We start from the raw sequence: 22072 nt of genomic DNA, 5'->3' as shown, positions 1-22072 counted from the left end.
GCGCAGATCAAGGGTGTACGGGAAACCTCCCCGGCCGGCAAACGGCCAGCCGGGGAGGATCAAGATTACCAGTCCAGCCCGAGCGATAGCTTGAAGGTGCGGGTGACATATTGGTTCACACCACTCGCCGTGCCCGCGTCGAAGTCGACGTTGTAGCTGTCGTAGTTTTCCCAGTCAAAGACGTTGAGGATGTCGGCGCGCATGCGCAGCTTCACGTCGGTGCCGGTATCCCAGATCTTTTGCAGGGCAAGGTCGAGCTGCTTGTAGCCAAGCGTGCTGTCGGACTTGTATTGGCGCGTCACGCACTGGGTGACGATGTCGTTGCCGTCAGGCCCATTCGGGCAGTAGCGCACATAGACCGGCTCGGGCGTGGCCAGCACCAGCTTGCCCGATACCTGCGTGTCCCAGGGGCCGTCGACCATGCCGCTCAGCACCAGGCGGTGCTTGGCCACACCACCGGAAGAGAACCAGCCGTAGCCGGCCAGGGTTGGGTAATCCAGCGCGTAATGCTCGCCGAACTGACGGTTCTCCTCGGCATCACTGAAGGTATAGGCGACGTTGAAGTTCCACGGGGAGGACTCCGAATACGGCTTGTCCAGCCCGACCAGCAGCGAGTTGTTGCGACTTTCGATGCCGTTGGTGCCCAGCAGCAGCGAGCCGTAGCCCGGCACACCGTAAGAGAACGGCGACTCGGAGATCGCGCCCGGCTCAAAGAAGCTGCCATCCGGCCGGCGGTTGCCCAGCAGGAAGGCGAAGCCGTCCTTGGACACGATGCGCTGGACGGCCACCGAGCTGTTCCACTGGTGCCCCATCAGCTCGAAGCTGTCGCGGATGCCGATGCTGAACTGATCCGAGTACGGCACCTTCAGGTTGTTTGCGAGCAGATCGACTTCGCGCCCAAGGCCTGGCGCGCCAGCCACCAACGCATTCAGCGTGGCCTGGTCGCGCAGCGATTCATCCCAGTCCAGGCAGGTGCCCACGCCCGGCGTACAGGCATGGCCCGGCGTATTGATGCTGTAGGTATAGCTGGGGAAGGTGGCCTTGGTCTGCTCAAGCGCCAGGTAATCGAAGATGTTGCGGTCGTAGGAACGACCCGCACCGCCGAACAGCACATGGCTTTCGTCGCCACTCAGGTCATAGGAAAAGCCAAGACGCGGCTGCCAGGCATCCTTGAACGCCTTTCGGTTGTTGCCCGTGCTGATGTAGTGGGAGATATCCACACCGCCCAGCGCGAGCGTGTCGGCGTAGCTCTGCCCGACCGGCGCTTGGGGGTCCTGGCCGTAGATCGCCGCCACCACACCCGGATCGGTCACCGCATCCAGATAGCTCGGCGTCTTCTCGTAATCCCAGCGCAGGCCGAGGTTGAGCTCCAGGCGATCGGTCACGCGCCAGTCGTCCTGGAAATAGATGCCGAACTGCTTGTTGTCCGATTCCACCGAACCGCCGTTCGTGCCGGCCAGCGGCGAGGTGAAGCTGATGGTGTAAGGGATGTCGGTGTTGCGGTTGATGTCGTAGTAGTACTGCGGGTTGTACGGCTGCTGCTCGGTGGTCCGCAGTTTGATCTGCTTGTACTTCACGCCCATCTTGAAGGTGTGGTCCTCAAGACCGGAGTAGGTCAGATCGTCCTGGAACGAGTAACCGTCCTGGCCCTTGTCCTGAAAGCCACCGGCGCCGGCGCCGGCGCGGAAGATGACGTTACCGGTGACGCCCGCGCCATCGGTCAGCACGTATCCGTTGCCGAAGTTCTGCGGAGCCAGCTCGAAGGTCGCCTTTTCGTAGGTCAGATGCGCATCGTTGAGCCAGTCGCCGGCCGTGAGCTGCCAGCGCAAGTCCACCCGGGTTTCCTTGACGTTCTGGTCGGTGCCCGCGCTGGCGGCGGTCTGGTCGCCCACATTGGCCACGCCGGTCTCGTCGCGCACCTTGGTGGTCAACTCCAGCAGGTTGTTCTCGTTGACCGACCAGTCCAGCTTGCCGAAGTACAGGTCTTCATGGAACGGCACATTGCTGCTTCCCACCTGGTCCTGCAGGTTGGCAGGTAGGTCGGACACGTCGTAGCCACTGCCCGGGAAAATGTCCTTGGGCGAGATGTAGTCCTTGCCTTCGTAGACGAAGAAGAAGTGCGCCTTGTCCTTCACGATCGGGCCGCCGAAGGAGACCCCGTACTGCTCGTCGCGCGAGTAGACCTTCTCCGCGTCCGGGCCCTTCTCGATCTCCTTCTTCTCACGCCAGTCCGCGTTGGTGTAGTCCCAGAAGAAGTTGCCGTGGAACTCGTTGCCGCCCGACTTGGTCACCGCGGTCACCGCGGCGCTGGAGAGCTGGTCGTACTCGGCCTTGTAGTTGGAGGTGATGACCTTGTACTCGCCGATGGCCGCCTGCGGGAATGGATTGCCGCGACTGGAGTCCTGACCGGTGATGCCGCCCTGCAGGACATAGTTCTTCTGACCCACGCCATCGACAAACACATTGATGTTGTTGGCGCTCTGGGCGCCGGACTGCAGTTTGGTCGAGCCATCGCTAGGATTGGTCTCGAACTTCATGCCCGGCACGGTGTCTGCGAAAGCCAGGAAGTTGCGCGAGGTCTGGGGCAGCGATTCGATCTGGCGCTGGGTGACATAGGTGGCCACCTCGGAGGTCTTGGACTCGATCAGCGCCGGCGCGGTCACCTGCACGGCGTCCAGGTTGGTCGCATCGCCGCCGGGCGTCACCGCCGTGCTGGCCCCGCCGTCCATGTTCAACGTGGCCGTCTGTCCGACCTGCAGAGTCACGTTCTGCGAGGACGCCGCGCCATTGGCCACCACATCGACCTTGTAGGTGCCCGGCGGCAGGCCGGCCACCGAGTAGTTGCCGTCGGCGCTCACCGACACGCTACGGCTGAAGCCGGTGGCCGTGTTGGTGGCGGTCACCGTGGTGCCTTCGGCCGCGCCGCTGATCTGGCCGCGCAGCGTGGCGGCGGTCGACTGAGCGTTGGCAAGCTGGGCGCCTCCCAGCAACAGGCAGCTGGCCAGGGCGCAGGTCAACAGCCTGCGGGCGGGTCGGGTGGAATTGCGTCGTGGTTGCGTCATGCGTCTGCCCTCCCAGGGCTTGCCCAAACGTCATTGGGGGTGGTCAAGAACAGCGAAGTGCTGCGAAGGAAAATTCCGCGCGCTCAGGCGCGGACGGCCCCTTCCCTGGTGGGTGCCGAATTGCGCACCACCAGCTCGGGGGTCAGGGGGTCTGGTTCAGGCCACGGCTGGCCGCCGGCCTGGATGTCGTGCAGCAGCCGCTGCATGGCGTTGGCGCCCAGCTCGGCAATGCTGATGCGCATGGTGGTGAGGGTGGGATGAACGAAGCGCGCCAGCGGCACGTCGTCGAAGCCCGCCAGTGCGATGTCGCGTGGCACCTGCAACCCGGCCTCGTTGAAGGCGAACAGACAACCCAGGGCCATTACGTCGTTGGCTGCGAAGACCGCATCCGGCCGCGCCTCGGCCTTCAGCAGGGCGGTTCCGGCCTCCATGCCCGAGGCCTCGTCGAAGTTGCCCGGCACGATCCACGCACGGGTGCCAGGCAACAGCTCGGCCAGCGCGTCGCGGTAACCGCGTTCGCGCTCGGCGGCGTCGAAATTGCCCTGCGGCCCCCCGATGAAGGCGATGCGTCGGTGCCCGGCGCCGATCAGGTGGCGCATCATCGCCAACGCGCCACCGTGATTGTCGACATTGAGGACCGGATAGACGTCATTGGGCAGCCGCGTGTTGATCATCACCACCGGCAGTCCCACCGGCAGGTTGTCGGTGAGGAAGCCCGGCTGGTCGGCATAAGGCGAGAGCACCAGCAGCCCGTCGACGCGGCCGCGCATCGCACGCAGGGCGGCTCCCTGCCCTTCCTGGGCACCGTGATAGCTGGAGACCAGCAGATGCCGACCCTGGCCACGGGCGACGCCGTCGATGCCCCGGATCAGCTCGGAGAAGAACTCGCCATACAGGTCCGGCAGCACCACGCCAATGGTCTGGGTGCTACGGCTGGAGAGGCTGCGGGCCGCGGCATGCGGCTGGTAGCGCAGGCGCTTGGCGGTCTCCAGCACCATGCGGCGCACGTCCTCGGCCACGTTCTCATGGCCGTTCAGTGCGCGCGAGACGGTGGCCACCGAGACCGCTGCCTCGCGTGCCACGTCCTTGATGGTGATGGTGCCACCTCGACCCACGTCCGCCCTCCACGGTCATGCCTGTGTTCGATTGGGCGCGGAATGTAATCGTTTCCACGCAATCGAGTAAACCCTACGTTTGGCGAATGTTAAACACGCGCCAGATCAAGGGCTTGCGAAGATGAGAGCGTTTTCAGAATTGCTGCACTGCCACATCCGTGGCCGGCAGCAAGCCCGTTCAGGGGGGCGATGCTTCGCCCGGGGCCCTCGCGTCGATCGACAATGCATGGATGTCGGTCTGCATCATTTCACCCAGTGCCGCGTACACGGCCCGGTGCCGTGCCAGCGGCGCCTTGCCGGCAAAGACCTCGCTGACCACGACCACCCGGTAGTGGCCGCGCCCGTCGCGCGCGCCCGCATGGCCGGCATGCAGGTGGCTCTGGTCTTCCAGCTCCAGCTGCCGAGGCGAAAGTCCCGCTTCCAGCGCCCGGCGCATGCGCTCCATCCGCTCGCTCATGGCAAGACCTTCAGGAACGGCCGGACGTCGACGCGGGCATAGGCACCGACTTCCATGTAGGGGTCGGCCTGCGCCCAGGCCTGGGCCTGCTCGAGCGATTCGAACTCGGCAATGACAATGCTGCCACTGAAGCCGGCCGGCCCCGGGTCCGGCGCATCGATCGCGGGGCACGGCCCGGCGACCAACAGGCGCCCGGCGTCGAGCAGCGCCTGCAATCGGGCCAGGTGGGCTGGACGCACCGACTGGCGCAGTGGCAGGGAACCGGGGGCATCGTGGCCTTCGATGGCGTACCACATGGCGGTCAGGCTTCTTCTCGTGAGCGGGCTTGGATTGTAGAACGCCTGCCCATGCTGGACAGGCGCGCCCCAGGCCCGTACTCTTTGAACTTGATTGGCACGTGACGACCCGCAGCGGCCGTCTCCCGGATCCGACTTAGGTGCCCGGGATGACCACCCCCGCGCTGCCTGACGCGTCCCGCAGCCAGACCACCTTCTTTCCCGAGTTGCCCGCCGCTCCCGCATGGGCGTGTGCCTGCTTGGGCCTACGTGCGAAGTCCCTTCGCCACGCAAGGTTGCATGACCCGCCGTAACCGTGCCGGTTCCGCAAGATCCGAGCGCACCCTTTCGCAATCGCGACCTCCCTGGCGCTTGGCACGTCACGGTTGGCCCCGAACGCAGCGTTGACGCGACACAGCCCGTGACCCGATGACATCGCCCTCCGCGCCTGGCGCGACCGTTTCCACCGAGAGCCCGCAGGCACCGCAGCAGCAGGAAATGCCGCTGGCGGTAGTGCATGGCCAACCGGTGCTGCAGATTCCGCAGGACCTGTATATCCCGCCGGACGCGCTGGAGGTCATCCTCGATGCGTTCGAAGGCCCGCTGGACCTGCTGCTGTACCTAATCCGCCGCCAGAACCTGGACATCCTGGATATCCCGGTGCTGGAGATCACCCGTCAGTACGTGGCCTACATCAATGTGATGCAGGAGCTGCGCTTCGAACTGGCGGCCGAATACCTGGTCATGGCCGCGATCCTGGCCGAGATCAAGTCGCGCATGCTGCTGCCGCGTCCCCCCGTGGAGGAAGGCGAGGAAGGCGATCCGCGCGCCGACCTGGTTCGCCGACTGCAGGAGTACGAGCGCTTCAAGCAGGCGGCCGAAGACATCGATGCCCTGCCCCGCCAGGACCGCGACACCGCCGTGGCCCACGCCCATGTGCCGGACCGCGCGGCGATCAAGGTGCCGCCGGAGGTGGAGCTGAAGGAGATGCTCCTGGCGCTGCACGACGTGCTCAAGCGCGCCGAGCTGTTCACCGGCCACGCCATCAAGCGTGAGGCGCTGAGCGTGCGCCAGCGCATGGGCGAGGTGCTCTCCAAGCTGGAGGACGGCAAGTTCCACCGCTTCGAGTCGATGTTCACCGCCGCCGAAGGGCGCCTGGGCGTGCTGGTCACCTTCCTGGCCATGCTGGAACTGGCCAAGGAGCAACTGCTGGACATCGTGCAAGAGGCGCCGCTGGCGACGATCTACGTCAAGTCGCTGGCGCTGGGCAACACCAACGAACCGCTGCAGTTCTCCAGCGAGTTCGACGATTCGGACGCGGCCAACGACGCATGACGCGCGCGGCGACCGGACACCTGCAACGCCCGGGCAACCGCCCGGCCTGACATCAAACTGCATGCAAGACGAAGCCTTCGATCAAGAATCCATGCCTGCCGCACCGGTCGCCGTCGACCAGGCGCTGGTCAACCGCATCGTGGAAGCCGCGCTGCTGGCGGCCAACCTGCCGATGACCGTGGCCCAGCTCGAGGAACTGTTTCCCGAGCAGCGTCCGGCGCCGAAAGGGGCCATCCCCGCCGCGCTGGAGCAACTGGGCGCGGCCTGCGCCGACCGCGGCGTGGAACTGGTCGAAGTGGCCAGCGGCTGGCGCTACCAGGTCAAGGGCGAGGTCCACGGCTGGGTCAGCCGCATGTGGACCGAGCGCAAGACCCGCTACACCCGCGCCACGCTTGAGACGCTGGCCCTGATCGCCTATCGCCAGCCCATCACCCGCGGCGAGATCGAACAGGTCCGCGGCGTGGCGGTCAGCAGCAACATCATCCAGGCCCTGGAAGAGCGCGAATGGATCCGCGTGGTCGGTCATCGCGACGTTCCCGGGCGGCCGGCGCTGTTCGGCACCACCCGCGGGTTCCTGGACTACTTCGGCCTCAAGCGCCTGGACGAACTGCCGCCGCTGTCCGAGCTGAAGGACATCGGCGAGCTGGACCCGCAGCTGCCCTTCGCCCCGGCCACCGCCAAGGTTGCCGCCGAGGGCCAGCCGGAGGACGCCCAGGCCACGCCGGCTGAGGATGCAGGACAGGCCGACCACGCCAGCACCGCGCAGGCGTCGGCAGCCGAGGCACAGGACGTGCAAGCACAGGCGGACACCCTGGAGACGGACCTCCCCCCTGATGAGACGGCGACTGCCGACGCCCCCACCGCGTCGGAAGCGTCCGCAGACGACACCCCCGCCGACATCGCGCAGGACGCAGGCGATGCAGACGACACCCAAGATTCTTCCCAACAACCCCAAGAAGACGACGCCGCACCGGTCTCGTCGGAGCAGAAACCATGAGTGACACCCCCCGCAGCAAGCTGTCGCTGAAGCGCGATCCCGCCGCCGCCCCTGAAACCCGCCTGGAGGAGCGCCTGCACAAGGTGCTGGCCCAGGCCGGCCTGGGCTCGCGCCGCGCGCTCGAGCAGCGCATCGCCGACGGCCTGGTGAAGGTCAACAACCAGACCGCGCAGATCGGCATGTCCATCGGCAGCGGCGACCGCGTCGAGCTGGACGGCCGCAGCTTCGTGGCCAGCGCGCTGACCGAACCGCCGCGCGTGCTGATCTACAACAAGCCCGAGGGCGAGGTCACCACACGTGAAGATCCCGAGGGCCGGCCGACCGTGTTCGAGTCGCTGCCCGCGATCAAGGGCGCACGCTGGATCGCCATCGGCCGCCTGGACATCAACACCACCGGCCTGCTGCTGCTGACCACCGACGGCGAGCTGGCCAACGCGATGATGCATCCCTCCTTCGAGGTCAGCCGCGAATACGTCGTGCGCGTGCGCGCCCCGGAAGGCCAGGACACCGTGTCCGACGCGCTGGTCGAGCGCCTGCGCAAGGGCGTGGAACTGGAAGACGGCCCGGCCCGCTTCGACGAGATCGAACGCATCGGCGGCACCGATTCGCACGACTGGTTCCGGGTGATGCTCAAGGAGGGCCGCAACCGTGAGGTGCGCCGTCTGTGGGAATCCCAGGGCTGCCAGGTCAGCCGCCTCAAGCGCACCCGCTACGGCAGCGTCGAGCTGCCCCAGCCGCTGCTGCGCGGCCAGTCCCAGGAGCTGCCCGACGCGCAGGTTCAGGCCCTGCGCAAGTCGCTCAAGCTGGAGGACGGCACGCCCGCCGCGCTGACCCTGCAGCCGGTGATCGGCCAGCGCAAGGCAGCCCGCGCCACCGTGCAGGTCAATGCCCATGCTGCTGGCAATGCCTACGTCAACGGCCACAACACGATCGCCGACGAAGGCCGCGAGCTGCGCCGCTTCGACAACGTGCGCGAGGATCGTGGCCGTGGGCGCGGCAAGGGTGGCTTCAAGGGCGGCCTGACCGTCAGCGGCGAAGCCGCGGCCAAACAGTCGCAGAAGCCGTTCAAGCAGCGCACCCCCAAGGGCCCCAAGCCGCTGCCGGACGGCAACCCGGCCGCGTTCCGCAGCTGGTACGTGCCCGATGGCGTGGACACCGGCCCGACCGGGCACCGCAACGCCGGGCCCGGTGGCGCCAGGAAGCCCTACGGCGGCAAGCCAGGCGGTGCGCGTGGCGGCGCCGCGGGTCAGCCGCGCAAGGCCAAGCCCTACGGCCATCCCGGCAACGCGCCGGTGTTCCCGTCCGACCACGCGACCCCCGGCGGCAACAGCCCCTACGGTCAGCGCCCGGCCCGTCCCAATGGCAACCGCGCCGGCAACAAGGGCCCGCGCCCGGGTGGTGGTGGCAACCGCGGCCGTGGCGGCCCGCGTGGAGGCGGCAACGGCTGACCTCGCCGGTCTGCGATGCGTACTCGCAGGTCGAAAGATGAGAACCACTCTCATCGGGGCGTTATACTGCGCCCCGTACGCCCCCCATTGCTGACACGATTCGCCCATGTCTTCCGCTTATGGCACCGAAACGGTGCTCGACGTCCGTCACTGGACCGACGACTACTTCAGCTTCACCACCACCCGCAATGAAGGCTTCCGCTTCGACAACGGCCAGTTCGTGATGATCGGGCTGGAAGGCGAGACCCGCCCGTTGCTGCGCGCCTATTCCATCGCCAGCGCTAACTGGGAAGAGCAGCTCGAGTTCTTCAGCATCAAGGTGCCCAACGGCCCGCTGACCTCGCGCCTGGCCCACATCAAGCCTGGCGACAGCGTCCTGGTCGGCAAGAAGCCCACCGGCACCTTGCTGATCTCAGACCTGCACCCGGGCAAGCATCTCTACCTGCTGGGCACCGGGACCGGCATGGCGCCCTGGCTGAGCATCATCAAGGACCCGGAAACCTACGAGCGCTTCGACAAGGTGATCCTCACCCATGGCGTGCGCTTCGAGAAGGACCTGGCCTATCGCGACTATTTCGAGCACGAGCTGCCGCAGCACGAGTTCCTGGGCGAGATCATCCGCGAGAAGCTGTTGTACTACCCGGCGGTGACCCGCGAACCGTTCCGCAATCAGGGCCGGCTGACCGAACTGCTGGGCAACGGCCAGATGGCGCAGACGCTGGGCCTGGAGCCGATCGACCCTTCGCGCGACCGGTTCATGATCTGCGGCAGCCCGCAGATGCTCGCCGACCTGCGCACCCTGCTGGATAGTCGTGGCTTCGAGGCCTCGCATCGCATCGGCAATGCAGGCCACTACGTGTTCGAGCGCGCCTTCGTCGAAAAGTGAACCACGCTTCCGGCGGCGCTTCGCGGTGACGGATCTGCGCTGAAGATCTAGCCCGGCAGGCCGATACCGACCTCAGACCCCTCCCTGGTGTGGCCTGAGATGTCAGCACTTCCCACCTGCTCGGCCTGTCGCGACGGGACGGCGCTGCCTGTCGCGGTGTCGATGGCGTTCCAACCTATCGTCCAGGTCAGTCGCAGGACCATCTATGCGCACGAGGCGCTGGTCCGCGGTACCGAAGGCCAGTCGGCGGCCAGCGTGCTGGCCACCGTCACCGATAGCAACCGCTACGCCTTCGACCAGGTCTGCCGGACCGAGGCCATCGCCACGGCCGCACGGATCGGGCTGGACACCCGGCTATCGATCAACTTCATGCCCAACGCGGTCTACAAGCCCGCGCATTGCCTGCGCGCCACCGTCGCGGCCTGCCAGCAGCACGGCCGAGGGCTGGATACGCTGATCTTCGAAGTCAGCGAGCAGGAAGCCATGTTGGATCCGGCCCATTTGCTGGACATCCTGCAGACCTACCGCGAACTCGGGCCGAAGACGGCGATCGACGACTTCGGCGCGGGACACTCCGGTCTCAACCTGCTGGCCGATTTCACACCGGACCTGGTCAAGCTCGACATGCACCTGATCCGCGACATCCACACCGACCGCAAGCGCCAGGCCATCGCGCGGCACCTGACCGCGCTCTGCGCCGAGCTGGGGATCGAGGTGGTCGCCGAGGGCATCGAATGCGAGGATGAGTCCAAGGCGCTCAGCGCGTTGGGCATCGACCTGCAGCAGGGCTACCTGTTCGCGCGCCCCTTGTTGCGCGGCATTCCTCCGGTGCACTGGCCCCACTGAGGCACCCACTTGCTACCGAACGCGACACACCCGTTGTCGCCGGCAAGACATTCGTCCTCTGGAACGGCAGCGCCTTGGATGCGAAGCGCAGCCGACAACGGCTTCCGGTACACCGACGTGCCTCTGCGGTAGCGGCAAGGGCCGGCCCCGCCTGCACGTCACCCCAAGGCGCGCTCGATGTCACCAGCGAGCGAAGATGGCGTATGACGCGGGCCATAGCGCTTGACCACCTGGCCATTGCGCCCGATCAGGAACTTGGTGAAGTTCCACTTGATCCGCTCGGAGCCGAACAGCCCTGGCTTGTCGTGCTGCAGGCGCTTCCACAACGGATGCGCATCGGCGCCATTGACCTGGACCTTGGAGAACATCGGGAAGGTCACCGCATAATTGAGCCCGCAGAATTCGTGGATCTGCGCCTCGTCCCCGGGCTCCTGCTGACCAAACTGGTTGCACGGAAACCCCATCACCACCAGGCCGCGGTCGCGGTACTGCTGCCACAGCAGTTCCAGACCACCGTATTGGGGCGTGAATCCACAGCGCGACGCCACATTCACGATCAACAGCACCGAGCCAGCCCACTCGGCGAGCGGCTGCTCGCGCCCGTGGATGTCGGTCGCCGAATACTCGAATACTCCTCGCATGCGTCGCAACTCCTCCCAAGGCGCGGATCATAGGCGTTGACGCCCACGACCACCACCTGGGCGAATGACAGGATCGACATCGCCTGCATGACCATGGTCATTTGCAGGCACGCACCGCAACTGGGTTAGCCTGCCCTACTGCCTGTCACATGGAAGCCACACCGCATGACCACCCGTCTCGCCCTGGCGCTTGCCCTCGCCCTTGGAACCACCATGCCCGCCTACGCCCAGACCACGCCGACGGCTGCCAGCCCGGCCGCCAATCCCTTTGCCAGCGAGAGCCCGCTGCCGCTGCACTACCCGCAGTTCGACAAGATCAAGGACAGCGACTTCGCCCCGGCCTTCGATGCGGGCATGGCCCAGCAGCTCAAGGAGGTCCAGGCGATCGCCGACAACCCGGCCAAGCCGACCTTCGACAACACCATCATCGCCATGGAGAAGAGCGGCCAGGAACTGGACCGCGCCACCACGGTGTTCTTCAACCTGGTCGGTGCCGACACCAATCCGGCGCGCGAGAAGCTGCGCAGCGAGTACTCGGGCAAATTCGCCGCCCATCGCGATGCGATCACCTTGAACGGCAAGCTCTTCGCGCGCCTCCAGGCGCTCTACGACAGCCGTGACACGCTGGGCCTGGACCCGCAGGCGGTGCGCCTGGTCGAGAAGTACCACACCGACTTCGTGCGCGCCGGCGCCAAGCTCTCCGATGCCGACAAGGTCCGTCTGAAGGACATGAACAGCCAGCTGGCCGCCCTCGGGACGCAGTTCAGTCAGAACGTCCTGAAGGAGGTCAACGATTCGGCGGTCGTGGTCGATGACGTCAAGCAGCTCGACGGCTTCACCCGCGAGCAGATCGACGGGGCCGCCGCCGAGGCTGCCAAGCGCGGTCTGAAGGGCAAGTACGTCATCACCCTGCTCAACACCACCGGCCAGCCTCCGGAATCGCAGCTCACCGACCGCGCCACGCGTCAACGACTGTTTGAGGCCTCTGTCGCGCGCGGCAGCCGCGGCAATGCCTTCGACAACACGGGCATTGTCTCCAAGATCATGAAGCTGCGGGCCGACAAGGCCGTACTGCTGGGCTATCCCACCTGGGCCGCCTACGTGCTGGAGGACGAGACCGCCAAGACGCCGGCCGCGGTCAACGACATGCTCGGCAAGTTGGCGCCGGCCGCGGTGGCCAATGCCAAGAAGGAAGGCGCCGACCTGCAGGCGATGATCGATAGCGAGCAGAAAGCGGCCGGCAAGCCGAGCTTCCAGCTGCAGCCCTGGGACTGGGCCTACTACACCGAGAAGGTGCGCAAGGCCAAGTACGACTTCGACGAGTCCCAGCTCAAGCCGTACTTCGAGCTGGACAGCGTGCAGCAGAACGGCGTCTTCTACGCCGCGCACGAGATGTACGGGATCAGCTTCAAGGAGCGTCACGACCTGCCGGTCTACGAGCCGTCGGTGCGCGTGTTCGACGTGACCGACGCCGATGGCAAGCCGCTGGCGATCTTCATCTCGGACATGTATGCGCGCGAATCCAAGCGCGGCGGCGCCTGGATGAATGCCTACGTCTCCCAGTCCGGCCTGACCGGCAACCTGCCGGTGATCGCCAACCACCTCAACATCCCCAAGCCGCCGGAAGGCAAGCCGACGCTGCTGACCTGGGACGAGGTCACCACCATGTTCCACGAGTTCGGCCATGCGCTGCACGGCATGTTCTCCAACGTGGAATACCCCTATTTCTCCGGGACCAGCGTGCCGCGCGACTTCGTCGAGTATCCCTCGCAGGTCAACGAGATGTGGGCGGATTATCCGGCCGTGCTCAAGCACTACGCCAAGCATTACCAGACCGGCGAGGCGATGCCGCAGGCGTTGCTGGACAAGGTGATCGCCGCGTCCAAGTTCAACCAGGGCTTCGCCACCACCGAGTACCTGGGCGCGGCGATGCTCGACCAGAGCTGGCACCAGATCACCGCCGAGCAGGTGCCGCCGGCCGCCGGCGTGATGGCCTTCGAGGCCGACGCGCTGAAAGCCAACGGGACTGATTACGCGCCGGTGCCGCCGCGCTACCGCACGCCGTACTTCAGCCACATCATGGGCGGCTACTCGGCCGGCTACTATGCCTACATCTGGTCCGAGGTCCTGGCTGCCAACAGCGAGCAGTGGTTCCGCCAGCATGGCGGATTGAGCCGCGCCAACGGCGATCACTTCCGCAAGACGCTGTTGTCCCAGGGCGGCAGCCAGGACGCGCTGAAACTGTTCCAGGACTTCGCCGGGCACGGACCGGAAATCCAGCCCCTGCTGGAAAAACGCGGGCTGGACGCCAAGGCCGACTGAGTCACGGCTTGCGTCCACATCTACGAAAAAGCCCGGCAACGCCGGGCTTTTTCTTTTCTGCTTCGCGATCAACCACTCACGGCTTGGTCGGTTGGATGATGCGCTGCCCGTCGCCGTCCGGAACGGTGGAATAGACCCGGCCGGTCCTGGGATCCATCACCCGGTTTTCACCCACCATCACCGCGCCGCCCACCACGCGCCCCTGCGCATCAGTGACCCGCAGTGGCTTGACCGGCGCCTTGGGCGTGATGCTGGAAGGCTGGCCAGGCCGCGCGGCATCGTTGGCCGGCCCCTTCGCGCTCATCGGCGCGGGGGTGGCCCGATCGCTGGCGCTCGCCCGCACTCCGGACTTCACCCGCTGCTGCGGCGCGGGCAGCACATGGGAGGAAGGGCTGGTCGACTCAGCGCTGCTGGCCGGCTTGAACGGCTCCACTTGCCTGGGCTGGTTGAGCTGCTGCGCAGCGGCCAGGCCGAAGACGCCGTAAGCCACCGCGCCGACGATGGCGATCAGGTAGGTCCTGTTGCGCATGAAGGAACTCCCCGTATGGAATGGCACCCACGCTAGCGCACCCCGACTGGCTGCGCCATGAAGCCCCACCACCCTGCCAGGGCGGTTCGTTCAGCCGACCGCTGGCGCCTGGACCAGCGCGCGCGTACGACGCGGCTTGCTGGGCAGGGAATGACGCAGGATGCGCCAGGCCACCTGACCGAACTGTTTGAACAACGAGCCGGTGTTGTAGTGCTGGCCGTACCGGGCGCAGATCTCGCGCACCTCCACGGCCATGTCGCTGTAGCGGTTGGCCGGGATGTCGGGGAAGAAGTGATGCTCGATTTGGTGGCTCAGGTCACCAGTCAGCACGTCCACGACCTTGCCGCCGCTGATATTGGACGAGCCACGCAGCTGGCGCAGGTACCAGTGGCCACGGCTTTCATTACGCACGCAATCCTTTGGAAAAGTTTCGGCTTCGGCGGTGAAGTGACCGCAGAAGATCACCACGTAGGTCCAGATGCTGCGCAGCACGTTGGCCACCAGGTTGCCCAGCAGCACCGGCAGGAAGAACGGGCCGGCCAGCGCGGGGAAGATCAGGTAGTCCTTGATCATCTGCCGACGCATCTTGCGCCCTACCGGCCGGAACTGCGCGCGCAGCTGCTTGAAGGTCATCTTGCCGGCGAACACGCGGCCCAGGCGCAGGTCCTGAATCGCCACGCCCCACTCGAACAGCAGGCAGAAGATCACCGCGATCGGCGGCTGCAGCAGGTTGAACGGCTTCCAGCGCTGCTCGGGGAAGATGCGCAGCAGGCCGTAGCCGATGTCATCGTCCAAGCCGCGCACATTGGTGTAGGTGTGGTGGCGGAAATTATGGGTTTTGCGCCAGTTCTCGCTGGTGGCGACGATGTCCCACTCGTAGGTGCGGCTGTGCAGCTGCGGATCGCCCATCCAGTCGTACTGACCATGGATCACGTTGTGGCCGACGGTCATGTTCTCCAGGATCTTGGACAGCGCCAGCAGCAGCGTGCCGGCGATGCAGGCCGGCCACAGCAGCAGCGGCAGGAAGGCGCCACCCACCGCGCCGGCGAACAGCGCCAGACGGCCCAGCGCACCGGTCCAGCGCACGGCGGCCACGGCGCGGCGGATGTAGCGGGCGTCGGGAGACCCCAGCTTGGCCACGGTGCGCGCACGCAGCGCGTCCAGTTCGTCGCCGAAGCGCTGCAGTTCGTCCTGGGACAGAGGGCGGTTCTTGTGGGCCATTACAGATCCAAGGTCAGGTCGGTGGACGCGGCGCTGATGCACAAGCGCACGGTGGCGTCGGGCTCACCCGAACGCGCGTTGGACTGGGTATCGCGGGTGATGCCTGCGCGCTTGGTGCAGGCGCAGGTGTTGCAGATGCCCATGCGACAGCCGGACGCCGGACGCAGGCCCTGGGCTTCCAGCGCCTCCAGCAGCGAGGTGTCGCGGGCCACGGTCAGGGTGCGCCCGCTGCGTGACAGGGTGACGTCCACCGTGCCGGTTTCGCCCGGGAGCGCCTGCGGCGGCGTGAACGCCTCGGCCTCGAACCGGGTGACGCGGCCCTCCAACTGCGCGCGCGCGGCCTGCACGAAGCCATGCGGGCCGCAGGCGAACACCTGGCGGCGCGGAAGTTCGGCCACCAGCGCGGCCAGGTCTGTCTGGTCGATGCGCGGCGCCGCCTGAGCTTGCGTCTCGCGGGTCAGGCGCAGGTGCACCTTCAGGCCACGATGGCGTGCGGCCATGGCCTGCAGATCTTCGGCGAAACAGACCTCGGCGCGGGTCCGCGCCCAGTACACCAGGTCCAATTCGACCGGCATGCCGGAGGCGTCCAGGTCGCGCAGCATCGCCATCAGCGGGGTGATGCCGCTGCCCGCGGCCAGGAACAGCCAGGCGCCGTGGACCGCGGCCGGCAGCGTCATCGCGCCGAAGGCCGCGCCCAGTTCGAACACTTCACCGATGCGCGCCTGCTGGCACAGGTACTGACTCACCCGGCCGCCCTCGACCGCGCGCACGGTGATTTCGATGCGGCGACCGTCCACCCTGCTGGGGCTGTAGCTGCGGGTGACGCGCGCGCCGTCGATCTCCACGCCCAGGTTGATGTGCTGGCCCGCGCGCAGCCCAGCGAAATGCCGATTGGCCTGCAGGACCAGCGTCACCGCGCCTTCGGCCGCCTGGTGACGCGCCTTCAGACGCGCCAGCGGGCGCTCCCATGTCCACAGCGGATGCAGCCGGGACGCCCAGAAATCGAACACCGCCGGCTCCACCAGCCCGCGTGCAAGACGCAGGGGCTGGCGGGGGGCGGGACGGGAACGGCGGGCGGTGATGGCACTCATGGCATGCACTATACAGACGTGAGAACGTATGTCTATACACTTGTATATTCGCGATGAGGCTATGATTCATCGGCCTGCCCCACCAGGCCGAGGAACTGCAATGCCCGTCACGGAGCCCGCCGCTATCGACCCGACCGCCGAAGACACCTCGCCGGTCCGCAGAGCCGCGATCTCGCGGCAGGATCTGCTGGCGGCGGCCCTGCGCCTGGTGGGCCCGCATCGCAGCCTGGCCTCACTGAGCCTGCGCGAGGTCACCCGCGAGGCCGGGATCGCGCCAAACAGCTTCTATCGGCAGTTCCGCGACATGGACGAACTGGCCGTGGCCCTGATCGACCTGGCCGGCAGCTCGCTGCGCCAGATCATCGGCCAGGCCCGGCGCCGCGCGCTGCGGGCGGACCGCAGCGTGATCGGCCTGTCGGTGGAGACCTTCATGGAACAGCTGCGCGCCGACGACAAGCTGCTGCATGTGCTGCTGCGTGAAGGCATGGTCGGCTCGGACGCGTTCAAGGCCGCCGTCGAACGCGAGCTGACCTATTTCGAGGACGAACTGAAGGTCGATCTGGTGCGCCTGGCCGCCGCCGACGGCGCGACCCTGCACGAGCCGGCCCTGGTGTCCAAGGCGATCACCCGCCTGGTCTTCGCCGCCGGCGCCAATGCGATGGATCTGCCGCCCGAACGCGACCCGGAGCTGATCGAACAGCTCTCGACCATGCTGCGGATGATCCTGACCGGGTCGCGGGCGATGGCCAAGGGTGTCGGCACTCGCTGACGTTGCATCAGGGCAACGCGCGCTCGATCAGCGGACCGAAATCCGCGCTGTCCGGCAAGGTTCCCATCGCCAACCCATGCGCGCGGCCCAGGCGTGAGCGGCAGAACAGCGGTGCGGCGGGGCTCTGGTCGCGCAGCAAGACGCTGGCCTGCAGCAACAGCGCCAGTTGCTCCACCAGCAGGCGCGCACCCGCTTCGGCCGGCGCTCCGTTGGCGAGTTGCGAGGCCAGCACCTCCAGCTGCTGGTCGTAATCGCGGTCCAGGCCGCGGGCGGCGTCAAGTTCCGCCCTCAGGGCCTGCATGCACGCCGGTTCCTTCGCCAGCGCGCGCAGCACGTCCAGGCACTGGATGTTGCCGCTGCCTTCCCAGATGCCGTTGAGCGGCGACTGCCGGAACAGACGCGGCAGGATCGATTCCTCCACATAGCCGGCCCCGCCCAGGCACTCCTGGGCCTCGTTGACGAAGGCCGGCGCACGCCGGCAGATCCAGTACTTGCCAATGGCGGTGACCACACGCGCCAGCGCGGCCTTGTGCGGATCGGTCGGTGCGCGATCCACCGCGCCTGCCACGCGCAGGCAGAGCGCCAGGGCGGCTTCCCATTCCAGCGACAGGTCGGCCAGCACGTTGCGCATCAGCGCGTGCTCGACCAGCGCCTTGCCGAAGGTGCGGCGATGACGGGCATGGTGCACCGCGTGCGCCAGCGCCATGCGCATCTCGGCGGTGGCGCCCAGCATGCAGTCCAGTCGGGTGAGCATGACCATCTGGATGATGGTCGCCACCCCGCGCCCCTCCGCACCGATGCGATGGGCCATCGCGCCGGTGAACTCCACCTCGCTGGAGGCATTGGACCAGTCGCCCAGCTTGTCCTTGAGCCGCATCAGGCGCAGCGCGTTGAGGCTGCCATCGGGCAGACGTCGCGGCAGCAGGAAGCAGCTCAGCCCGCCCGGCGCCTGCGCCAGCACCAGCCAGCCATCGGACATGGGCGCCGAAAAAAACCACTTGTGCCCGACCAGCGTGTATTCGTCTTCCCCGCCACTGGGCGTGGCGACCGTGGCATTGCTGCGCACGTCCGACCCGCCCTGCTTCTCGGTCATGCCCATGCCCAGGGTGATCCCGGCCTTGCCGGCGATGGGAATATCGCGCGGGTCGTAGTGCGGGGCGGCGGCCTTGTCCGCCCACGCCCGCAGCGCCGGCGCCTGGCGCAGCACCGGCACGGCCGCGTGGGTCATGGTCAGCGGGCAACTGGTGCCGGCATCGGCCTGGTGATGCAGATAACTCAGCGCGGCGCGGGCCACGTGCGCGCCGGGGGCCTGCGCCGTCCACGACAGGCCGGCCACGCCCCCCGCCTTGGCCGCGTCCATCAAGCGGTGATACGCGGGGTGGAACTCGACCACCTCGATGCGCTGGCCGAAGCGGTCATGCGTTCTCAGCCGCGGCCGGTCGCGGTTGGCGTCGAAACCCAATGCGTAGAGCTCGCCACCGGCCAGCGTGCCGTAGTCGACCAGGGCCGACACGAAGGCGGCCGCGCCCTGTCGCGCGACGCCCTCGCGCAGGACCTGGTCATCGGCCAACAGATCACGGGGACTGAACTCAGGCGGCTGGTTGCTGACCTGATGCGTTTCGAAGGGTGCGGGTTCGTCCTGCATGGCGTGCTCCTCCCTGCCCACCATTGTGCCGCAGCGCGCCGGACGGCTCAGCCTCCGGGCTGGAGCGCGGTCACCTTGACGTCCACGTCCACACAGGCCGGATCGCGGCAGACGCCGTTGATCCAGACCTGGCCGGCGCCGAGCATCACCCCATTCTGGCTGACGAACAGCTCGCCATAGCGCGCATCGGCGATGGCCTGAACGATGGAAGGCCGCATGATGTCCTCATAGCGCGCCACGAAGGCCTGCGCGTTGTCCACCTGCTCGATGCCGGCCTCGGTATGGATCTTCAGCGGATAGCGGACCATCGCCGCCACGCCCATCGGATCATGGCTGGCCACGGCTTCCTGCAGGCGTTCGAACACCGAGCGATAGGCCGCATGCGGGCCCAGCACGCGATCGATGCGCGCATCCATCGCCGCCGAGTCGCCCGCAGGGGGGGCGTCGGCCTTCTGCTTGGCCGGCGTCTGCGGCGCAGGCCGGGACTGTGCCGGGGCCGTCTCCGGAGACGTCTGGGCGGTGGTTTCAGGCGCTGGCGCCTGCGCGCTACAGGCGGACAGCAGCAACAGGAGTGCCGGGGGACACCACGTTTTCATCCAGATCCTCCTTCTGGTTTGGCGGACCGGACCGGCCAGCCAGGGGCGCGCAGGATGCGGGGCCGCATGTCAGCGTCGCGCGAGGGTGCCGCGCCCGTGGCCAAACCTTCTGGTCTCAGCTGCTGAGACGCAGAACCCCAACGTTGGCGGCCTGTGCACATCCCTGCCCGCACCCTGCCCGCCCATGGCCACAGCAACCGAAGACCTGATCGTCCTGCGCCCGGAGGGCCTGTACTGCCCGGCCGGCGACTTTCACATCGACCCGTGGAAGCCGGTGCCGCACGCGGTCATCACCCACGGCCACGGCGATCACGCGCGCACCGGCATGGGCCGCTACTGGGCCACGCGCGAGAGCGTGCCGATCCTGCAATGGCGGCTGGGCGAACAGGACTACGCCATCCACGATTACGGCGACACCTTCCGCCTTGGCGACGCCAGCGTCTCGCTGCATCCCGCCGGACACGTGCTGGGTTCGGCGCAGGTGCGCGTGGAAGCCCACGGGCAGGTCTGGGTCGCCTCGGGCGACTACAAGCGTCAGCCCGACCCGACCTGCGCGCCCTTAGAAGTCGTGCCCTGCGACACCTTCATCACTGAGGCGACCTTCGGCCTGCCGATCTACCGCTGGCCGGACACGCGCGAGGTGGCGCGCGAGATCGTCGCCTGGCGTCGGCACTGTGCCGCACGTGGCGAAGCCGCGATCCTGTACTGTTACGCATTGGGCAAGGCACAGCGGCTGCTGGCCGAACTGCGCGACCTGGACGACCAGCCTGCGTTGCTGCACGGCGCGATCCAGACCGGGGTGGAGGTGTATCGCGGCGCCGGCATCGCCATGCTCGATACGCTGCCCGTGTCCGAAACCGCCAAGGGCAGCGATTACGCCGGGCAGCTGATCCTGGCCCCGCCGTCCGCGGCGGGCAGTCCGTGGATCCGCCGCTTCCGCAAGGCCCAGCAGGGGTTTGCCTCCGGTTGGATGCGGGTGCGCGGCAACCGGCGGCGACGCAACTACGATCGCGGCTTCGTGGTGTCCGACCATGCCGACTGGCCCGACCTGCTGCGGACCGTGCGCGAGACCGGCGCGCGCCGCGTCATCGCCACGCATGGCAATACCGAGGCCATCATCCGCGCGATGAACGAGGCCGGCATCGCCGCCGAAGCCTTCCGCACCGATTACGGCGGTGAGGAATGAAGCGCTTCGCCGAGCTGTACAAGGCGCTCGATGAGAGCACCGCCACGCTGGACAAGCGCGCGGCGCTGGTTGCGTATTTCCGCGATGCGCCGCCGCGCGACGCGGTGTGGGCGCTGTACCTGCTGTGCGGCGGCAAGCTCACCGGCGCGCGGCGCAAGATCGCCGGCACCCAGGAGCTGCGCGCATGGATCGCGCAGGAATCGGCCACGCCGGACTGGCTGGTGGACGACAGCTACGACCACGTGGGCGACCTGGCCGAGACGCTGGCCCTGCTGCTGAACGATCCGGCCGATCCAGCGCCGGACGTGGGGCTGGCTGAGTGGATCGAGCAGCGCCTGCTGCCGGTGGCCAACCAGGACGAAGCCGTGCGCCGCGCGGTCATCGTCGACGCCTGGCACGCCCTGCCCTATGCGCAGCGACTGGTGTTCAACAAGCTGCTGACAGGCGCGCTGCGGGTGGGCGTGTCGCAGCGACTGGTGCAGCAGGCGCTGAGCGAGATGAGCGGCATCGACATCGCTCGCATTGCCCAGCGCATGCTCGGCGAATGGGTCCCGACGCCGCAGTTCCTGCAGGACCTGCTCTCGGACGAGGAACTGCCCAGCGACCGTCAGCAGCCTTACCCGTTTTTCCTCGCCTCGCCGCTGGAAGCCGAGGCCACCACGCTGGGCGAGATCGAAGACTGGCGGCTGGAATGGAAGTGGGACGGCATCCGCCTGCAGCTGATCCGGCGCCAGGGTGAAGTCGCGCTGTGGTCGCGCGGCGAGGAACGCCTGGACGGCCGCTTCCCGGAGATCGAAGCCGCCGCGGCCACGTTGCAACGCGACTGCGTGATCGACGGCGAGCTGCTGGCCTGGCGCGAAGGCGAGCATGCCCCGATGCCGTTCACCGCGCTGCAGACCCGCATCCAGCGCCGCAAGCCCGGGGCCAAGACCCTGGCCGACACCCCCGCACGCGTGCAGGCTTACGACCTGTTGGAACTGGACGGCGAGGACCTGCGCGAGCGTCCGCTGGACCAGCGCCGCGCCCTACTCGAACACCTGCTGCAAGCACATGGCGATCCACGCCTGGTGGTTTCGCCGCAGGTCCAGGCGCAGGACTGGCACACCGCCGCGCGGCTGCGTGAGGACGCGCGCGCGCGCGGCGTGGAAGGCCTGATGCTCAAGCGCGGCAGTTCCACCTACCAGGGCGGGCGCAAGCGCGGGGACTGGTGGAAGTGGAAGATCGATCCGCTGACCATCGATGCGGTGCTGATCTACGCGCAAGCCGGTCATGGCCGGCGCAGCACGCTCTACACCGACTACACCTTCGGGCTGTGGGACGGCGAGGTGCTGGTGCCGGTCGCCAAGGCGTACTCGGGCCTGGACGACAAGGAGATCCTCAAGCTGGATAGCTGGATCCGCGCGCACACCACCGAGCGCTTCGGGCCGGTGCGTGCGGTGACGCCGCACCATGTCTTCGAACTGGGCTTCGAGGCGGTCAACGTCAGCAAGCGACACAAGTCCGGCATCGCCACGCGCTTCCCGCGCATCCTGCGCTGGCGCCACGACAAGCCCATGGCCGAAGCCGACCACCTGGACGATCTGAAGGCCCTGGCGCGGTGACCCAACGCCCCCCACGCCGGCCCGGACCGGTGGCCAGACGCCTGCTGGAC

At 67.3% G+C, this 22072-nt stretch carries 18 protein-coding genes and 1 pseudogene; 9 read left to right on the top strand and 10 right to left on the bottom strand.

Features of this window, described 5'->3' with window-relative positions:
* Positions 1-65 precede the first annotated feature (65 nt).
* The 4 genes from ACORQU_RS16635 to ACORQU_RS16620 all read right to left on the bottom strand — a co-directional run bounded on the left by ACORQU_RS16635 (position 66) and on the right by ACORQU_RS16620 (position 4930).
* Positions 66-3062, bottom strand: coding sequence for a TonB-dependent receptor (locus ACORQU_RS16635; RefSeq protein WP_491642176.1), 2997 nt, complete (start codon positions 3060-3062; stop codon positions 66-68).
* An 83-nt stretch (positions 3063-3145) separates the two neighbouring features.
* Positions 3146-4177 carry a LacI family DNA-binding transcriptional regulator gene (locus ACORQU_RS16630; RefSeq protein ID WP_271646071.1) on the bottom strand — a complete coding sequence of 344 codons (1032 nt, stop codon included), beginning with the start codon at positions 4175-4177 and terminating at the stop codon, positions 3146-3148.
* A 178-nt stretch (positions 4178-4355) separates the two neighbouring features.
* On the bottom strand, positions 4356-4634 hold the full coding sequence (locus tag ACORQU_RS16625; RefSeq protein WP_491642175.1) for a BolA family protein: 279 nt from the start codon (positions 4632-4634) through the stop codon (positions 4356-4358).
* Complete coding sequence (locus ACORQU_RS16620; RefSeq protein WP_491642174.1) at positions 4631-4930, bottom strand: YciI family protein; 300 nt, start codon at positions 4928-4930, stop codon at positions 4631-4633. The genes ACORQU_RS16625 and ACORQU_RS16620 overlap by 4 nt, the downstream gene beginning before the upstream one ends.
* Before the next feature lie 408 nt (positions 4931-5338).
* Here ACORQU_RS16620 and ACORQU_RS16615 point away from each other — a divergent pair, with 408 nt between their 5' ends.
* The 5 genes and pseudogenes from ACORQU_RS16615 (at position 5339) to ACORQU_RS16595 (ending at position 10421) form a co-directional block, all read left to right on the top strand.
* Complete coding sequence (locus tag ACORQU_RS16615; protein WP_271646074.1) at positions 5339-6244, top strand: segregation and condensation protein A; 906 nt, start codon at positions 5339-5341, stop codon at positions 6242-6244.
* 91 nt (positions 6245-6335) lie between these two features.
* Positions 6336-7145 (top strand): annotated as a pseudogene (scpB, locus tag ACORQU_RS16610) (SMC-Scp complex subunit ScpB); the annotation flags it as partial.
* 92 nt (positions 7146-7237) lie between these two features.
* A complete protein-coding gene (locus tag ACORQU_RS16605; RefSeq protein WP_491642173.1) occupies positions 7238-8689 on the top strand; it encodes a pseudouridine synthase in 1452 nt (483 codons plus the stop codon).
* Positions 8690-8795: 106 nt separating this feature from the next.
* Positions 8796-9575, top strand: coding sequence for a ferredoxin--NADP reductase (locus tag ACORQU_RS16600; RefSeq protein ID WP_491642171.1), 780 nt, complete (start codon positions 8796-8798; stop codon positions 9573-9575).
* Positions 9576-9674: 99 nt separating this feature from the next.
* Complete coding sequence (locus ACORQU_RS16595) at positions 9675-10421, top strand: EAL domain-containing protein (protein WP_271646078.1); 747 nt, start codon at positions 9675-9677, stop codon at positions 10419-10421.
* Positions 10422-10579: 158 nt separating this feature from the next.
* Here ACORQU_RS16595 and ACORQU_RS16590 read toward each other — a convergent pair whose 3' ends face one another.
* Complete coding sequence (locus ACORQU_RS16590; protein ID WP_271646079.1) at positions 10580-11062, bottom strand: glutathione peroxidase; 483 nt, start codon at positions 11060-11062, stop codon at positions 10580-10582.
* A 165-nt stretch (positions 11063-11227) separates the two neighbouring features.
* On the opposite strand from ACORQU_RS16590, the gene ACORQU_RS16585 reads away from it, so the two are divergent.
* A complete protein-coding gene (locus ACORQU_RS16585; RefSeq protein ID WP_491642170.1) occupies positions 11228-13384 on the top strand; it encodes a M3 family metallopeptidase in 2157 nt (718 codons plus the stop codon).
* Between the two features lie 76 nt (positions 13385-13460).
* On the opposite strand, the gene ACORQU_RS16580 is transcribed toward ACORQU_RS16585, so the two are convergent.
* The 3 genes from ACORQU_RS16580 to ACORQU_RS16570 all read right to left on the bottom strand — a co-directional run bounded on the left by ACORQU_RS16580 (position 13461) and on the right by ACORQU_RS16570 (position 16225).
* The gene (locus tag ACORQU_RS16580) at positions 13461-13913 is read right to left on the bottom strand and encodes a hypothetical protein (RefSeq protein WP_491642169.1); all 453 of its coding nucleotides are present in this window, start codon (positions 13911-13913) and stop codon (positions 13461-13463) included.
* Positions 13914-14003: 90 nt separating this feature from the next.
* The gene (locus tag ACORQU_RS16575) at positions 14004-15134 is read right to left on the bottom strand and encodes a fatty acid desaturase family protein (protein ID WP_491642168.1); all 1131 of its coding nucleotides are present in this window, start codon (positions 15132-15134) and stop codon (positions 14004-14006) included.
* Entirely contained in the window at positions 15134-16225 is a 1092-nt protein-coding gene (locus tag ACORQU_RS16570) for a ferredoxin reductase (RefSeq protein ID WP_491642167.1), read from the bottom strand. Before ACORQU_RS16570 ends, ACORQU_RS16575 begins: the two co-directional genes overlap by 1 nt.
* A gap of 100 nt (positions 16226-16325) precedes the next feature.
* Here ACORQU_RS16570 and fabR point away from each other — a divergent pair, with 100 nt between their 5' ends.
* The gene (gene fabR / locus ACORQU_RS16565) at positions 16326-16994 is read left to right on the top strand and encodes an HTH-type transcriptional repressor FabR (RefSeq protein WP_491642166.1); all 669 of its coding nucleotides are present in this window, start codon (positions 16326-16328) and stop codon (positions 16992-16994) included.
* 7 nt (positions 16995-17001) lie between these two features.
* Here the strand turns inward: fabR and ACORQU_RS16560 are convergent, their stop codons facing one another.
* Together ACORQU_RS16560 and ACORQU_RS16555 are read right to left on the bottom strand one after the other, a co-directional pair.
* On the bottom strand, positions 17002-18639 hold the full coding sequence (locus ACORQU_RS16560) for an acyl-CoA dehydrogenase family protein (protein WP_491642165.1): 1638 nt from the start codon (positions 18637-18639) through the stop codon (positions 17002-17004).
* Between the two features lie 47 nt (positions 18640-18686).
* A complete protein-coding gene (locus ACORQU_RS16555; RefSeq protein WP_491642164.1) occupies positions 18687-19235 on the bottom strand; it encodes a hypothetical protein in 549 nt (182 codons plus the stop codon).
* A gap of 184 nt (positions 19236-19419) precedes the next feature.
* Between ACORQU_RS16555 and ACORQU_RS16550 the strand changes: the two genes are divergently transcribed.
* On the top strand, positions 19420-20421 hold the full coding sequence (locus tag ACORQU_RS16550; RefSeq protein WP_491642163.1) for a ligase-associated DNA damage response exonuclease: 1002 nt from the start codon (positions 19420-19422) through the stop codon (positions 20419-20421).
* Complete coding sequence (locus ACORQU_RS16545; protein WP_491642162.1) at positions 20418-22022, top strand: ATP-dependent DNA ligase; 1605 nt, start codon at positions 20418-20420, stop codon at positions 22020-22022. Before ACORQU_RS16550 ends, ACORQU_RS16545 begins: the two co-directional genes overlap by 4 nt.
* Positions 22023-22072: the final 50 nt, after the last annotated feature.

The sequence above is a fragment of the Pseudoxanthomonas sp. JC1303 genome, from assembly GCF_058448525.1.
Note: the sequence above shows the minus strand (reverse complement) of the source record. Positions and strands in the feature narration are given on the sequence as shown.